Annotated in this window: 19 protein-coding genes and 1 pseudogene; 8 read left to right on the top strand and 12 right to left on the bottom strand. The window is 30.1% G+C overall.

Annotated features, from left to right (window positions below):
• Positions 1 to 35: 35 nt before the first annotated feature.
• A complete protein-coding gene (locus B3M86_RS00270) occupies positions 36 to 290 on the top strand; it encodes a hypothetical protein (RefSeq protein WP_349679588.1) in 255 nt (84 codons plus the stop codon).
• A gap of 277 nt (positions 291 to 567) precedes the next feature.
• On the opposite strand, the gene B3M86_RS00265 is transcribed toward B3M86_RS00270, so the two are convergent.
• From B3M86_RS00265 to B3M86_RS00210, 12 genes and pseudogenes are all read right to left on the bottom strand, one after another.
• Positions 568 to 867 carry a hypothetical protein gene (locus B3M86_RS00265; RefSeq protein ID WP_291047609.1) on the bottom strand — a complete coding sequence of 100 codons (300 nt, stop codon included), beginning with the start codon at positions 865 to 867 and terminating at the stop codon, positions 568 to 570.
• Between the two features lie 550 nt (positions 868 to 1,417).
• Positions 1,418 to 2,104 carry a type 1 glutamine amidotransferase domain-containing protein gene (locus B3M86_RS00260; protein WP_038330677.1) on the bottom strand — a complete coding sequence of 229 codons (687 nt, stop codon included), beginning with the start codon at positions 2,102 to 2,104 and terminating at the stop codon, positions 1,418 to 1,420.
• Positions 2,105 to 2,112: 8 nt separating this feature from the next.
• Positions 2,113 to 2,748 (bottom strand): nitroreductase family protein, encoded by a 636-nt coding sequence (locus tag B3M86_RS00255; RefSeq protein ID WP_125350410.1) that lies wholly within the window; start codon positions 2,746 to 2,748, stop codon positions 2,113 to 2,115.
• An 8-nt stretch (positions 2,749 to 2,756) separates the two neighbouring features.
• Positions 2,757 to 3,122, bottom strand: coding sequence for a DUF1304 domain-containing protein (locus tag B3M86_RS00250; protein ID WP_286502449.1), 366 nt, complete (start codon positions 3,120 to 3,122; stop codon positions 2,757 to 2,759).
• Between the two features lie 10 nt (positions 3,123 to 3,132).
• Positions 3,133 to 3,555, bottom strand: coding sequence for an organic hydroperoxide resistance protein (locus B3M86_RS00245; protein ID WP_291072251.1), 423 nt, complete (start codon positions 3,553 to 3,555; stop codon positions 3,133 to 3,135).
• On the bottom strand, positions 3,552 to 3,977 hold the full coding sequence (locus tag B3M86_RS00240) for a MarR family winged helix-turn-helix transcriptional regulator (RefSeq protein ID WP_180906579.1): 426 nt from the start codon (positions 3,975 to 3,977) through the stop codon (positions 3,552 to 3,554). The genes B3M86_RS00245 and B3M86_RS00240 overlap by 4 nt, the downstream gene beginning before the upstream one ends.
• A 155-nt stretch (positions 3,978 to 4,132) precedes the next feature.
• Entirely contained in the window at positions 4,133 to 5,212 is a 1,080-nt protein-coding gene (gene msrB / locus B3M86_RS00235; protein ID WP_038330688.1) for a peptide-methionine (R)-S-oxide reductase MsrB, read from the bottom strand.
• Positions 5,209 to 5,697, bottom strand: coding sequence for a DUF417 family protein (locus B3M86_RS00230; protein WP_115000182.1), 489 nt, complete (start codon positions 5,695 to 5,697; stop codon positions 5,209 to 5,211). Before B3M86_RS00230 ends, msrB begins: the two co-directional genes overlap by 4 nt.
• A 632-nt stretch (positions 5,698 to 6,329) precedes the next feature.
• Positions 6,330 to 6,866: a sigma-70 family RNA polymerase sigma factor gene (locus tag B3M86_RS00225; protein ID WP_291076563.1), complete on the bottom strand. Its 537-nt coding sequence runs from the start codon at positions 6,864 to 6,866 to the stop codon at positions 6,330 to 6,332.
• 322 nt (positions 6,867 to 7,188) lie between these two features.
• Complete coding sequence (locus tag B3M86_RS00220) at positions 7,189 to 7,332, bottom strand: hypothetical protein (RefSeq protein WP_185144204.1); 144 nt, start codon at positions 7,330 to 7,332, stop codon at positions 7,189 to 7,191.
• A gap of 129 nt (positions 7,333 to 7,461) precedes the next feature.
• Positions 7,462 to 7,782 (bottom strand): annotated as a pseudogene (locus tag B3M86_RS00215) (LysR family transcriptional regulator); the annotation flags it as partial.
• A gap of 18 nt (positions 7,783 to 7,800) precedes the next feature.
• Positions 7,801 to 8,181 carry a hypothetical protein gene (locus B3M86_RS00210; RefSeq protein WP_125350406.1) on the bottom strand — a complete coding sequence of 127 codons (381 nt, stop codon included), beginning with the start codon at positions 8,179 to 8,181 and terminating at the stop codon, positions 7,801 to 7,803.
• Positions 8,182 to 8,278: 97 nt separating this feature from the next.
• On the opposite strand from B3M86_RS00210, the gene B3M86_RS00205 reads away from it, so the two are divergent.
• From B3M86_RS00205 to B3M86_RS00175, 7 genes are all read left to right on the top strand, one after another.
• Complete coding sequence (locus B3M86_RS00205; RefSeq protein WP_291069024.1) at positions 8,279 to 9,451, top strand: MFS transporter; 1,173 nt, start codon at positions 8,279 to 8,281, stop codon at positions 9,449 to 9,451.
• 12 nt (positions 9,452 to 9,463) lie between these two features.
• Complete coding sequence (locus tag B3M86_RS00200; protein WP_291069026.1) at positions 9,464 to 10,576, top strand: alkene reductase; 1,113 nt, start codon at positions 9,464 to 9,466, stop codon at positions 10,574 to 10,576.
• 143 nt (positions 10,577 to 10,719) lie between these two features.
• Positions 10,720 to 11,238, top strand: coding sequence for a zinc-binding dehydrogenase (locus tag B3M86_RS00195; protein WP_286496246.1), 519 nt, complete (start codon positions 10,720 to 10,722; stop codon positions 11,236 to 11,238).
• Between the two features lie 246 nt (positions 11,239 to 11,484).
• Entirely contained in the window at positions 11,485 to 12,096 is a 612-nt protein-coding gene (locus B3M86_RS00190; RefSeq protein WP_125350263.1) for an NAD(P)H-dependent oxidoreductase, read from the top strand.
• Complete coding sequence (locus B3M86_RS00185) at positions 12,093 to 12,377, top strand: putative quinol monooxygenase (RefSeq protein WP_221856550.1); 285 nt, start codon at positions 12,093 to 12,095, stop codon at positions 12,375 to 12,377. Before B3M86_RS00190 ends, B3M86_RS00185 begins: the two co-directional genes overlap by 4 nt.
• 3 nt (positions 12,378 to 12,380) lie before the next feature.
• Entirely contained in the window at positions 12,381 to 13,364 is a 984-nt protein-coding gene (locus tag B3M86_RS00180; protein ID WP_291052339.1) for an aldo/keto reductase, read from the top strand.
• A 1,792-nt stretch (positions 13,365 to 15,156) separates the two neighbouring features.
• The gene (locus B3M86_RS00175; protein WP_221855015.1) at positions 15,157 to 16,314 is read left to right on the top strand and encodes a homogentisate 1,2-dioxygenase; all 1,158 of its coding nucleotides are present in this window, start codon (positions 15,157 to 15,159) and stop codon (positions 16,312 to 16,314) included.
• The last annotated feature ends 165 nt before the right edge of the window (positions 16,315 to 16,479 follow it).

The raw sequence follows: 16,479 nt of genomic DNA, 5'->3' as shown, positions 1-16,479 counted from the left end.
CCTAAGATGGGTGAGATTACACAAGAAATAATCAAATTCAAACATCTTTAAATTTGGCTTTTGGTTCTGCCTTAGCAAGCATTGGGCTTAGCATTCCTGTAATTGCAATAACATCTGTAGTTACAGGGATAAGAATGAGTTTAGGTATTGATACTAAATCAACTATTTTACTAGGATTGTCATTATTTATTATTACTATTTCTTTAGCAACAGGGAAAACTAATATTATGCAGGGATTTGTATTAATATCAATTTTTTTAATTTATTTATTCACTATAATAATACCTTAGAAATCATATTATTTATTAGTTTTTTCTGATGGTAAACAATTATTAGCTAGATGTTTTATGTTAAAATTTCTTAAATATATAGAAGAAGATTGGAAATGTTAATGAGTGATTTTTTATATAAAAGATAATTTTTCTTAAGTTCATTACTATATGGACACACCCAATTGATAATTTGGGGTTATTTTTAAATCAACTCTTAATTATATTTGAAAAAAGGTTCAACTGTAATACAGTCAAACCCATTTGAAATATCATAATATAAAATTCTGAATAGCTTTTAAGCGTAATTTTTTACATTTTGAATATAATTTCTCACATCGTTTATAAAATTTTTAGATAAAAAAGAACCTTCTATACATTCTTTTTTATTTTTCTCATTAAGCAATACAATTTCTTTTAATTCATGATTCAAATTAAAAACCGCTTCTATTGCTAATAAGTTAAGTTCTACAGTATAATTAGCATCATCTATTTGAGTTTTATTTATAGCTTTACTTAAAGCAAATTGAGATTTTTGATATTCATTAATATAATATATTAAATTATCCAATTCATCATTAATTCTTCCAGTTGTCATACTTATTTTTTTAAAAGGTACACAATAATAATTAAACTCTCTACTTTATGTGTAATTATAACATAGAAATAACATAAATGGAAACATATTTAATAAATTCAAAAAAGTAATGAAAGAAACTCATCTCATTCTATACTTTTTCTCTTCAAATATTCAACATAAATGAAGGATTTGTTTTATTTAAAAAACAATAGAAGTTTTTGTTTAACAAAGTAAGGAATTAATGAAGGAAAATAAATGGATTTTTATTTGAAACGGCAGTGATTTTTACAGTTTATTGCTATAAATAAGAGCCTACTTAAAATTAAGTATCAAATAATTTGAAATAAATTATTTGATAAGTATTAAAATAGGCTCTTGAAATTCAATCAATTCATCATCATCATCACTTTCACAGTTGATTGAATTCTTTTATATAAAATATAAAATATAAAATTTGGGCGTTCCCTTTGGTCGGGATTTCCGTTGCAATCTTTTCTAATCAGGAAAGGATTTTCTCTACAATCCCTAACGCAAATACAAATCAATATTTACATTAAAGGAACAATTTTTATAAATTACTTTGTAAGTAAGCAATCATTTTCTCAGCAACTTTTTCCGAAGATGCAGGATTTTGACCTGTAAATAATAAACCGTCTTCTACAACATGCACTCCCCAGTCTTCAGTTTTAGAGTAATGACCTCCTAATTTTTCTAATTCAACCTGAACTAAGAATGGAACAACATCTGTTAATTGTACCGCATCTTCTTCAGAATTAGAAAAACCAGTTACATTTTTTCCTTTTACAAAAGGTTCTCCATTACTTAAAGTAACATTCTTGAAAACTCCTGGAGCATGACAAACAGCACCAACTGGCTTACCAGCATTATAGAAATCTAAAATCAATTGTTGAGAATGCACATCATTTGCTAAATCCCATAGTGGTCCATGACCTCCTGGATAGAAAATAGCATCGTAATCCTCAGCTTTTTCATTAGCTAATACATGTGTATTTGCAATTAAAGCTTGAACATTTTCGTCTTTATTGTAACGCTCTGTAGCTTCTGTTTGTGCAGCTTCTGTTTCGCTATTAGGATCTATAGGAGCTTGTCCTCCTTTAGGTGTAGCAATAGTAACTTCGTGTCCAGCATCTACAAATTTGTAGTAAGGAGCAGCAAATTCTTCTACCCAAAATCCTGTTTTATGTCCTGTATTTCCCAATTCATCATGAGAAGTAACAACAAATAATATTTTCATAATTTTAATTATTTAAATTCAACAATAAATTCTTCACTTGGTAGTCTAACTTTTTTCATAGATCCAATCCAGTCTAATTCAGGATCGGCAACACCAACATACATTAAAGATACACTTTTAAGACCTAGCTGGTCTAATTTTAAAACTTTATCTACAATAGCGTTATCAAAACCTTCTACAGGAGTAGCATCAACTTTTAACTCAGCTGCTTGTGCTAATGCAAGCCCTAACGCAATATAAGTTTGACGAGCAGTATGTGCAAAATTTTCCTCTGCTGGTGTATTCAAGTAAATACCTTTTATTTTATCTGTATAACTTCCGAAACGACCTCTTGGCAATCCTCTTTCATCTGTAGTAAAATCATATACTTTATCAATTCTTTCTGCTGTATAGTTGTCCCAAGCAGCAAAAATAATTACATGTGAACAATCTCTCATACATTCAGGATTAAGAGCTCCTTCTACTAATTGATTTTTTAAATCTTGGTTCTCTACAACTAATACTTTAAAAGGTTGTAATCCAGATGAAGTAGGTGCTAGTCTAGCAGCTTCTACAATTTTATCAATTTTATCTTGACTAACTTTTTGCGATGGATTGTATGCTTTTACTGCATGTCTCCAATTTAAATCTTCTATTAATGACATTTTTTTAATTATTTAGTTAAAAACACAAACAACATGGTAATTAAAGCAGGAATACCTTGTATAAAAAATATTTTTTTACCAGAGGTTATACCTCCAAAAATACCTGCAACAGTAATACATCCTAAAAAGAATAGACGAATATTACAACTCCATTCATGATTTTCTATAAGAAAAGACCAAATAAGTCCTGCAATCAAAAAACCGTTATATAAACCTTGATTAGCAGCTAATGCTTTCGTAGGAGTAAATAAATCTTTTGGTAAAGATTTAAATGTTTTTTTACCTGCTGTTTCCCAAGCAAACATTTCCATCCAAAGAATGTAACAATGTTCAATTGCAACAACTGCGGTTAAAATACTTGCTATAATTTCCATATCATTTGTATTAATTTACAGAAACACTTAATATAACTTCAATATTTCCACGAGTTGCATTAGAATAAGGACATACTTTATGTGCCGTTTTAATAAGATTTTGAGCTTCTTCCATTGAAACACCTGGTATATTAGCATGTATCTCAGCTGCAAGACCATAACCTCCGCTTTCTAATTGTCCGATAGCTACTTTTACTGTAACGCTCGTTTCTCCTGTTTTTATTTTTTGCTGTTTGATCACCAAATTCAATGCACTATCAAAACAGGCAGAATATCCTGCTGCAAATAGCATTTCAGGGTTTAAAAAGTCATCATTTGCACCTCCTAATGCTTTTGGAGTACGTACTTGCATATCTAAAACACCGTTTTCACTTTTTACTTGTCCGCTTCTACCTCCCGTAGCTGTAGCCTGAGTTTCATATAATTTTTTCATTGTTGTTTGTTTAAAATTTTATTTGCTATTTTTTTTAATTGTTTAAGCTCATCTACAGATATCGCCATTGATTCTAACAATTTTTCTGGAATATCTTTGACTTTCTCTTTCAAAGCACTTCCTTTTTTGGTCAAAGAGATTACTACAATGCGCTCATCTTCAATGTTTCTACTTCTAACAACCATTTCTTTTTGCTCCATTCTTTTTAGTAAGGGTGTTAGTGTACCGCTGTCTAAGAAAAGTTTTTCACCTAATTGCCCTACTGTTTGCTGTTGTTCTTTCCATAAAACCATAAGCACTAAATACTGTGGATAGGTAATATCAAGTGGATCTAAATATAAACGGTACATGTTGATTATCTTTTTTGAAAGCGCATATATGGGAAAACAAAATTGATTATCTAGTTCTAGCGTATCTTTCATAGTTCATCAATATTAAATTACATAACAAAGTTACAAAATTATATTGTACAAAATATAATTTTGTAAAACATTAACAAATGTTTTATTAAAAATTACAATCTGTAAACATTAAGTAATACCTTTTATAATATTTAGAAATAGAATTTTATTAGTTTTTATTTTATTAAGGATAAATATTTTTCATATCCTTTAGCTTTCATTTCTTCTTTTGATATAAACTTTAATGATGCACTATTAATACAATATCTCAATCCTCCTTTATCTTTTGGGCCATCATCAAAAACATGACCTAAATGAGCATTACCAGTTTTACTTCTTACTTCAGTTCTTTTCATTCCAAAAGAATTATCATTTATTTCTTCAATAAGATTTTTACTGATTGGTTTTGAGAAACTTGGCCAGCCACAACCTGATTCAAATTTATCCGTTGACACAAAAAGAGGTTCACCAGTTGTTATGTCTACATAAATTCCTTCTCTAAATTCAGAATTATATTCATTTGAAAAAGGTTTTTCTGTTGCACCATTTTGTGTAACATCGTATTGCAAAGAAGTTAAATGTTTTTTAAGTTCACTTTGGCTTTCTTTGATATATTCTTTTTCTTGAATAGGATTTGCCTTACGAGCATCATCAAATAAACTTGGTGATATATGGCAATATCCTTTTGGATTTTTATTTAAATAATCTTGATGATAATTTTCTGCATCATAAAAATTATGTAAAGGCATATTTTCTACTACAATTTTTTGATTATAATTTTTTTCTAAATCTTTTAACTTCTGATCGATTAATTTAGAGTCAGTTGGGTTTGTATAATAAATTCCTGTTCTATATTGTGTCCCTAAGTCATTTCCTTGTTTGTCTAGACTCGTAGGATCTATTGTCTTAAAATACAAATCAATTAATAATCCTAGATCAACTATATCAGGATTATAAGTTACCTTGACAGTTTCAGCAAAACCAGTTTTACCTGTGATCACTTCTTTATAAGAAGGCTTTTCTATAGTTCCATTAGCATAACCTACAACTGTATTTGTAACCCCTCTGACCTGTTGAAAAAAATGTTCTGTTCCCCAAAAACATCCTCCTGCAAAATATATTTCATTTTCTGATGTGTTATTCATTTTCTGATGTTTATTCGATTTAACTAAATTATTTTTATGAGTTTTACAACTTATACTTGTTAGTATTATTCCTGTAATAATTAATGAGCTTATGATGAATAATTTTTTCATGATTTTTTATTTAAAGATTGAGCTAAAAGAGTGAAACCAAAGCCGAAGTAAGCTATATCTTTTAAAATGAAAAAATCTGTTACAGGAACTCCATCAACAAATTTCCAAATCCCGGGAGTTGTAAAAAGATAACTAAGAGTTGTTCCGAAAATAATAAGAATAGCTATTCCCGCATATTTTTTTAATGATTGATATTTTAAAGTTAAAACAACTAATAATGCTACAAGTAATTCAAGTACTCCAACTATATTAGATACAGTTTGATCACTAAATATTTTATAAATCCAAAACGATAATGGGTGATTTTCTACAAGAGACTTTATAGCTTGAGCCTCTGTTGGTGTAAACTTAAAAATGCCTATCCACACTAAAAGTAATACTGTTCCAAATAGAGGTAAGTAATATCCTATTTTGTAAAGATTTATAAAGGGTGAATTAATATTCAAATTATCTTTATGAGTATGAACTAAATTTTTTGTTTCCATTTTTTAATAATTTTTATTGTATATACGATCTTTTATAATAGTAGTCGTATAAATAATTAAAACCTGACAAAAAAAATCTATTTTTTTTGTTAGATATTAATCTTTCTATAATTTTTATAAAAAAAACCATTGTAAATATATCATTTAAAATGGTTTGAGTTTTTTTATTGTTTTATGAATTTATCTTAAATTTCATTAAATATGTGATGTATTATAATTAAAATAAAAATTAACTTTAGACTATACTTTGGAAATTATTTAATAAATATTTTAGTCTTAAAAATAGCAGTTTAAAAAGAAAATATTATTTATACACTTTATTTTTTGATGATAAACATTCGTAATGTATTTACTCATGTTTACAATGAGTTTCTATTTTGGACTTTATTTTAGATTTTAGATCATCTACATTAATTAATTTTTCTTTTGAATTTTGTTTATTCAAAAGATTATCTATTAGCTTTACTTTTTTGTAGTAAGAAGCGCACCATTTACAACTATAAATATGTAAATTCAATCTCAAATTTTGAATTAATGAGATTTTTTTTGAATTTTTTTTCTCTATTTCAAATGTTATTTCATTACAAGGCATAATAACCCAATGAATAATTTTATTCCACATAAGTTAATTTTTAATTAGATAAATTAGATTCAATGCACTCTCTTAATTGTAATCTAGCTCTTTGAAGAATCTTCCATAAATTAGTCGATGTAATTCCTATTTCCTGACAAACAAGTTCTGTTTTTTTTTGTTTTAAATAGTATAGTTTTATAGGAATTAACCATTTATTAGGTAATTTTTCTAAACAATTTTCTAAATAGTTTTCTCTAATATTATTTTCATTTTCTGTCCAATCATTTAATATATTTTTATCAATCCAATTACCATTTTCATCAAAAAAATAATCTAAAGTGATCTCATTTTTATTATTATATTTTTTTCTGTAAAAATCAGAAATTTTATTTTTCAAAATACTAATTAACCAAGTTTTTACAGAGCTATTCCATTGAAATTTCTCATAATTTTCAAAAGCTGAAATAAAAACATCTTGTACTAAATCTTCTGCATCTTCTTTGTTAGATATTAAATAGTTAGTTTTTTTTAATAGGTCCAATGTATAATCATCAATCCATTTTTGGATATTAATATTTTTATCTTTATTTATCATAGGTATATTTTTATAGAAAAGTAATATTTTATGTCATAGAAAAAAAACTATAAAAAATGATTACTTTTTCTTATTGCAAAATTTCAAGTACTTTCTTCTAAAGTTGTAATAAATATAGAAAATTCTAAAGCTACATCAGATATTAATCCTTCTTATAATGATAATAAAACAATTGATAGAGTAATTGTTCAACGATTAAAGTAAGAAGAATTATGATCAAAAATAGTCTATATTAAAAATAGTAATAAGTAGCAATTTTATATATTATAGCCCCTTATTAAGCAAAAGTTGGAAAAATAATTAACGTTATAAAAAAATATCTCTAAAGTTTATCTGTTAGATTAAGCTCCTTTTTAAGTGCTTTTGGTAGAATTCGGATAATATACTTTTCACGCCAGTTGACACCAATCACTGTTCCTACTTTTCCTGAGAATCCGCTAAGTATTCCTATTTTTATTTCGGCCATAATCTTAATTTTTTTATATTATTTAACAGTGAGTTAGTGGGGTAATATATTGGCTTTGAGGTTTTAAGATGCGATAGCTAGTATATGCCATTAATAACCGCTATTGTCCATTTTTGTCCAGTATGAAGGAGAGTAGAAAAAAGATGAAAAACACATTCCTACACTTATCGTTACCCGCTCATCTTGCGCACGTTTATGGAAATGTTGTTCTCCATTTTCGAGTTTTTTTAGTGGGTCGATAATATAATTGTAAAATATTTTTCCTTTTTCAGTCGGAACCATTTTACGCGCCGAACGATCAAATAATTTTGATCCCGTATAGGCTTCCAATGAGTTCAAATGCAGACTGACACCAGGTTGAGAGATGAACAATTCTTGAGCCGCCGCCGATAAAGTTCCTGTTTCGTAAATCGCTTTAAATGTGCGCAACCATTCTAAATTCCAATGCATAATTTTTTGTTTTTAAACTTAATCGTAGGGTAAATCATTTGGATCGACATCAATATAATCAGGCTTTGGAAGCATCGCTAATCGAAAAGCTTGTATAGAAGTCCATCCTTCTAAATGCGCTTTTACAACACCATGCATACCATCCATCAATTTACCTTCTGGACAAATAATTATAGGATAAGCAAGATCAGCTTCTTGGATCAATTTTATATGTTCGGTAATTGATCGACAAGTAGGCGAATCACCTTCATCGCTGTACCAATAAGTTTCGTTATACTCTTTGATGTCTTTTAAAGCAATTGTTTCTGATTGAAGCTCTTGCGTTAACTGAATCAATCGATCCACATCCCAAGCGTAAAGTTGCTGATTTATTCGACGAAAATGATATTGTTTTCTCATTTATATAATTATTATGATACAAAGGTACAATTTAAATTATTTTTAAAATAAAAAAAAATGATAGAAATTTACAGTATCAATAATTAAAATTATAATAATGAATAAAAGTTTATTAGCATTAGCTCTTGGTGGATTGGCAATAGGGGTAACAGAATTTACAATTATGGGAATGTTACCAGATGTAGCAAAATATTTTGATGTATCTATTCCCAAGGCTGGATATTTGATCACTTCTTATGCCTTAGGAGTTGTTATAGGAGCTCCTTTACTTATAGTTGGTATGAGAAAGTATTCATCAACAAAAATGCTTTTAGGTTTGATGTTGTTATTCACAATATTTAACGCTTTGTCAGTTATAGCACCTTCATTTGAATTTTTAATGCTTTCTAGATTTATTTCTGGTTTACCTCATGGTGCTTTCTTTGGTGTTGGTTCAGTAGTGGCAAGTAAATTAGCTCGAAAAGGAAAAGAAGCTCAAGCTGTAGCAACTATGTATTCAGGTTTAACGCTAGCGAATTTATTAGGGGTGCCTTTAGGGACCTACATAGGACATCACTTTTCTTGGCGATATACTTTTTTATTGATTGTAATTATTGGAATTCTTACTCTTGTTAGTTTAAAACTATGGATGCCTGAGGTAAAAATTAAAAAACAAGAAAACCAAAATAATCCATGGAGCGATTTTGTAATCTTTAAAGATAGTAAAGTATGGTTTATGATTTTAATTTTTTCTGTAGCCCCAGGAGCATTATTTGCATGGATCAGTTATATCGCTCCGTTAATGACACAAGTATCAGGTGTACAAGAGCAAAATATGCCTTATATTATGGTATTAGCGGGATTAGGCATGTTCGTTGGTAACTTAATTGGAGGAAAACTCACAGATCGATTCTCTGCATCTAAGATTGTAATGATTGTTCTTTTCTTACAAATTTTAACTATGGGAACTATTTATTTTACGGCTCAGATTACTTGGTTGTCTTTAGTGATGACATTTATAACAGGTGTTGTCTCTTTTGCCTTAATCCCGTCTTTAACTTTATTGTTATTAAAGTCAGTTAAGAGTAATTCGGAATTACTTGTTGCTTCTTTAGGACCAGCTTGCTTTAATATCGCAAATGCTTTAGGAGCTTATTTAGGAGGTGTTCCCCTAGAAAAAGGATATGGATATACATCAGCTGAGATTGTAGCTATTGGTATGGTTATATTAGGCATAATCATATTTAGTATTTATATGAAAACAAATAAAAATAGAGTACAATTAATTTAAAAAAATAGAAGGATGAAAATTAATATTTTTAAACTAGCAAAAATTGGTTCGTTAGAATTAAAAAACCGTATCGCAATGGCTCCAATGACAAGAGCTAGAAATAAGGACGGAATACCAAAACAATATAATGCTGAGTACTATAGTCAGCGCACTGGAGCAGGTTTGATTATAACGGAGGGAACTGCAATTTCAACTACTGCCTCTGGTGTACTTCATATTCCTGGATTATATACACCTGCTCAAGTACAAGGTTGGAAATTAGTTACTGAAACAGTTCATGCTAAAGGAAGTAAAATCTTTACTCAACTATGGCATGTTGGACGTATATCAAATGTTTCTAATCAACCAGATGGGCAGGCTCCAGTAGCTCCTTCCAATATTCAGGCTAGTAATTCTTCTGCTTGGGGATATGACGAGAATGGAAAAGAAGGATTTGTGACAGCTTCTAAACCAAGAGCTTTAGAAACTAAAGAGGTCTATCAAGTAGTTCTTGATTTTGCTAATGCAGCTAAAAATGCTATTGAAGCAGGTTTTGATGGTGTTGAACTTCACGGAGCTAATGGATATCTTATCGAACAGTTTTTAAATCCATATGTAAATAATAGAACTGATAGATACGGTGGAAGCATTGAGAATAGAAGTCGCTTTTTACTAGAGGCAATCGATGCAAGTATTGAAGCAATTGGCGCGGATAAAGTTGGTATTCGTTTAACTCCTTATGGAGGTTTACATGAATTACCTCATTATGATGAGATAGAGGAAACTTATGAGTATTTAGCCCAAGAATTAAGTAAAAGAAAAATTGCTTATATCCATATTATGGATCAAAAATCAAGAGGAAGTTTTGCTATTCCAGAAGGGTTTTTAGAGCGTTTTAGAGCATGGTATGATGGAATAATTATTTTGGCAGGTGGAATGGACCGAGAAAAATCAGAAAAATTAATCAATCAAGGTGTAATTGATATTGCAGGTTTTGGTGAACCATTTATCTCTAATCCTGATTTAGTTGAACGTTTAGAAAATAATTGGCCTTTAACTGAACCAAAAAGAGAATTGCACTATGGATTAACTATGGAAGGATATCTTGATTGGAAAACCTATAAACAGGAAAATAGCTTACTATAATTTAGTATAATATGAAAGTATCTATAAATTGATTAATATGGAGATCCTCACAAGGTTTTTAAGCAAATAGAAGTGTTAAAACCACAGGTTTTACCAGATCAAGTGCTAATCAAAGTAAAAGCTAGTGCTATAAATCCCATGTTGTGTTACAACTAGCAAAAATTTGTGAAACAGAGGTTCATGCAATGGTTTCAAGTGTAAACAAAGCAAAATTAGCAAGTAAATTAGGAGCAGATTATACCATTAATTATAAAAAAAAGCATATAAATCAGATTATTGATAAGTATACTAATGGGCAGGGATATGATGTTGTATTTGATAATGTTGGAGGAGAGAATCTATTCAATAGTTTTGCGCTTGCTAAGATAAATGGTTCGATTGTCTCTACTCTTACTAGAGATAAAAAGATTGATATTTCAATTTTACACCAAAAAGCATTAAACCTTCATTTTGTATATATGATTACTCTATTGATTTATTATAATCTGCAAGGAATCGATAAATTAAAAGAAATAATGAATCAGTTAACTATTTGGGTTGGACAATCAAAATTAAAACCACTTATTAATAAAGTATTTGATTTTGATCATGTAGCTGAAGCTCATCTTTACGCTCAAAGTGGTCAGGGTTCAGGAAAGACCATCGTAAGTATATCCGAATAATTAAATATATCAAACACAAAATTTAACCTTATAGTTAGTCAGTTTTTTTCTATTGAGTGAAATCCCTAAAGTATACGATTATGATAAAAATGGCATTGGTGGAAGAAAAACAATTGTTATAGCTGATAAACAAAAGAGTCGATAAATTAATCTATCACTATTCTGATAAAAATATATAATTTAAGTTATTTGTATAATATATAAATATGATAGAAATTTACACTATCAATAATTAAAATTATACAAATGAATATATTTATTATCAACGGAGCGCAAAACTTTGCCCATTCAGGTGGAGCTTTCAATAAAACATTAAATAATTGGACAACAGAATTTTTACAAGAAAAAGGTTTTGATTTTCGTGTTACAAATATAAATGATGAATTTGATGCTTTTGAAGAAGTAGAGAATTTTAAATGGGCAGATTTGATTATTTACCATTTTCCTATTTGGTGGTTTCAAGTTCCAAATCGCTTGAAATATTATATCGACGAAGTTTTTACGGCTGGACATGAAAATGGAATTTATAGAAATGATGGTCGTTCACGCAAAAATCCAGCAATTAATTACGGAACAGGTGGATTGATGCAAGGTAAAAAATATATGGTTAATACGACATGGAATGCGCCAGAAACGGCTTTTACTTTAGAAGGAGAATTTTTCGATCAAAAAACAGTTGATGAGGGTGTTTTATTTGGTTTCCACAAAATGAATCAGTTTGCAGGACTAAGTAGAATAAACGGTTTCCATTTCCACGACTTGGAAAAAAATGCAACTGAAGAACGTATCGAAAATTACCGTATAGCATATAGAGAACATTTAGAAAACATATTCATTAAAGAAAAAGAATTGGTATGATTTACCTAACAGCAGTTATTAAAGCAAAACCTGAATATCGCGAAGATGTAACAGTTGTTTTGCAGAATATGGTTACAGAAACCCGAAAAGAAGATGCTAATATTCAGTATGATTTGCATCAAGGTTCGCAGGACGAAAATACATTTGTTTTCTACGAAATTTGGAGAGATCAACAGGGTTTAGATGAGCATAATCAACAGTCTTATATCTTAGAATTTGGCAAATTGGTTGTCGAAAAATTACAAGAAATACCACAAATTTATTTAACAAAAAAACTATAAAAAATGGAATACAGAAAATTAGGAAATACAGATTTAGAATTATCAGCAATCACTTACGGAGCCTTCGCTATCGGTGGAAATATGTGGGGTGGAAACGAGCAAAAAGATAGTATTGCATCGGTACAAGCTTCTATCGAAAATGGTGTAACAACTTTGGATACAGCGCCATTTTACGGTTTTGGATTGAGCGAAAAAATGATTGGTGAAGCTATAAAAGGTTATGATAGAACAAAAATTCAATTGTTAACAAAATTCGGTTTAGTTTGGGACGGAAGTAATAAGGGAAAAGGTGAATTTTTCTTTGATGCAGAAGAAAATGGAAAAGCAATTCCTGTTTATAAATATTCATCAAAAGAAAGTGTTATTAAAGAAGTAGAAGACAGTCTAAGACGTTTACAAACGGATTATATCGACTTATTGCAAATTCACTGGCCAGATACTACAACGCCAATTTCAGAAACGATGGAAGCCTTGGAAATTTTAATTCAACAAGGTAAAATTCGTGCTGCTGGTGTAAGTAATTACAGTGTGGATCAAGTAGAAGAAGCGCGTAAAACACTAAATAGCGCGAGTAATCAAGTTGGATATAGTATGCTGAACCGCGGAGTAGAGCAGGACTTAGTTCCTTATGCTTTGGATAATGATTTAGGAATTATTGTGTACAGCCCAATGGAAAGAGGTTTACTTACCGGAAAATACTTTAAAGATGGAAAACTGAAAGATAATGACCACAGAAATGGTTATTTCCAACAATTTGATTTAGATAAAGTAAAAACTTTCCTTGAAACAATTACTCCAATTGCAGCAGAAAAAGGAGCTACACTTTCACAATTAGTTTTACGTTGGACAAGTTTACAACCTGCTATTTCGATTGTTTTAGCTGGATCAAGAAATGCTGAACAAGCGATAGCCAATGCAAAAGCAATGGATATTACTATTTCTGCTGAAGAAATGAAATTCATCAATACAGAATTGGCGAAAATCTAAAAATAAGAAAATAGATGAAAACAAAACCTATAATCAAATTTGTAGCTATTGGTTACGCACAAGATAAAACTTTAATTGATCCGAAAGATACCAGTTGACAAACATCACCTTATGGAAAAGGAGACGAAATAGGTGCTGCAAATCTGATTACGCCCGAACTGGTTATGCAGTCGATTAAATTGGTAAAGCAAGGTTTACAATATTCAACCAGGAGAACAAGGTGGACAGACTTTAGGTTCTAATAAATTTAGTTTTAATGATGAATTGGTTAACGGTTGGACAGGTGTTGGATCACAGTTAAATGATATTGGACATATTGGAATTGATAATGTATATTACGATGGAAATAAAGCAACTGATTTTCACTTTTAACAATGAATTAAAAACCGTCATTGTTGAAGAGACAAGATTATTGTAAATAAGAGTACCAAAACCGACATACGATTTGCAGACGAGATTCAATCCATTGAAACGAGCGTAAAAAAGATTAGTGAGCGATAGCGAGTCATTTAATATTTTTAGTGAGTAAAATGAAGATTGAACGTCGATAATCGCAGTCTTGACGTTTTGTAATCACATACTCTGTTAGCACAGACTTTGCATTATGGTAAAAGTTTAAAAATGTACCTAAGCTCTACTAGAGCTTCTCCTTTTAATTTCAAATGTTTTTGTGTCAAGTTAAAAATGAACATAGTTAAGCATTTAGTGAGTAGTCGTTATTTCTCGTCTAAGTCTTCGATACTACGTTTTACAAACGTCACTCTGACTGACGATAATAAGAAGCTGAAATGAATTCAGCTTGAGAATTTGTAATTGAAATACAATTTGTTTGTTGTCATTCTGAGTTTATCTAAGAATCTCTTTCTTTCATTTTTTATTCATTTCCTGTTCATTTTAATTATTGGTATTCATATGCCTTACAGGGAAAAGAACAAAAAAGTAATCAATATTTCGGCAGGATCAGTACAAGCAAAGACTTGGCTGTAAACCTCACTACTAAAAATGTTCTCATTTCACTAAAGATTTTAAAAACCCTACGGGCTAAAACCTTTTTTACGTTTTATTCAATCATTTTCTTAACGTGTGAGTTTTAATGCCAGTTTCTTAATTCTTTTTCAATATTCAAATTCATTTTAACAATGAATTTTAAAACCGTCATTGCTGAAGAGTCGAGCGTCAATTCGGCGTAGTGAGCGTTAACAATGATTTATGTTCGCATTTCTTATGCGAATGTTCTAAAGCATTTAGTGAGTAGTCGTTATTGACCGACTTGTAGGCACGGACTTGATTTTTTTGGTTCGCTTTGGATCAAGCCAAAATGAATATATAATCTTTTCTAACCACAATAGAAGCATAGGTTTTTGCTACGTTCTACGCTTGACGTAATACGTTTTCATATAACAGCGAATTTTAGCTAGAATAACGGTATTAACAACCATTCAGTATCTCAATAAAGAAACATAAATAATCTCAAAATTAATCTAGTTCAATAATGCACTACGGGTTATATGTAGTTTTTTAAAGATATTGAAAATAATTGTTGTAAAGCATTTTTTAGTAAGGTATTTTGTACAATCAAAAAATGTTTCTATCTTTGAGATAACCACAGAAAAGAAATGCAAACAATTAAAGAAAATATTAAACCTTTATTTGTTGGAATGAATAAGCAAACTTCTGCTTTACTTTCCAAAATTGTATTTGCTCAATATTCACACTAGAATATTGCAGATTATTTGTTGACGAATTTCGTCATCTATATCCCTTTTCATCAAAATAACAAACAAAATACGATATGCCACTTTATCATCATTTGGGAGAATTCCCACAAAAGCGACATACGGTATTCCGAAAACCAAATGGAGAATTATATGCAGAAGAATTAGTTTCTACGCATGGATTTTCGAGTACGTATTCCAATGTTTACCACTGTTATCCACCAACTTTGGTAAAAGCGATTAGCGAACCTTATTCGGTAGAGCCAAAAATTGCCCGCGCAAAACATTTAAAACATACCTCTTTAAAAGGTTTTAAAGTAGAACCTACCAAAGATTATTTAGAATCTCGTGTACCAGTTTTGGTTAACAATGATTTGCATATTTCATTGGCTGCGCCACAAGAATCGATGACTGATTATTTCTACAAAAATTCGATGGCGGATGAAGTAATTTTTATACACGAAGGTTCTGGAGTTTTAAAAACTGGTTATGGACAAATTGAATTTGAATATGGAGATTATTTAGTGATTCCACGTGGAATTATTTATCAACTTCATTTTAATGATTCTAATAACCGATTGTTTATTACAGAATCATTTAGCCCAGTTGAAACACCTCGTCGTTATCGCAATCATTTTGGACAGTTAATGGAACATTCGCCTTTTTGCGAGCGCGATATTAAACGTCCTCAAAATCTTGAAACAAATGATGAACACGGAGATTTCAAGATTATGATCAAAAAAGAAGGATTAATTTATCCTTACGTTTATGGAACTCATCCTTTCGATTTTGTAGGTTGGGATGGTTATCATTATCCATGGGCTTTTTCTATTCATAATTTCGAGCCAATTACAGGACGTATCCATCAACCGCCACCTGTTCATCAAACTTTCGAAGGTGCAGGTTTTGTGATTTGTAGTTTTGTTCCGCGTCTTTTCGATTATCATCCAAATGCGATTCCAGCACCTTATAACCATAGTAATGTCGATTCTGATGAGATATTATATTATGTGGATGGAGATTTTATGTCGAGAAAATCGGTGGAGAAAGGACAAATTACATTACATCCAGCAGGAATTCCGCATGGTCCACATCCTGGTACAGTTGAAAAATCGATTGGAGCGAAAGAAACACATGAATTAGCCGTAATGATTGATCCTTTCAGACCATTGATGTTAACTGAACAAGCGTTAGAAATAGAAGATCCAGATTATTATAAATCTTGGCTTTATTAAAAGTTATGAGTTATGAGTTATGAGTTATGAGTTGCGCGATTTGTCATCGTGAACTTGTTTCAATATCTCATAAGTTAATTTGAAGAAAAGCTGGAATAAATTAAGCTTGGCGTAACTGTCATTCTGAGCTTGTCGAAGAATCTAAATAATTATAGTAAAACTTAA

The organism is Empedobacter sp. UBA6305 (genome assembly GCF_002440405.1).
Taxonomy (GTDB): domain Bacteria; phylum Bacteroidota; class Bacteroidia; order Flavobacteriales; family Weeksellaceae; genus Empedobacter; species Empedobacter falsenii_B.
The sequence above is the reverse complement of the archived record's forward strand: the minus strand, read 5'-3'. Positions and strand labels throughout refer to the sequence as shown.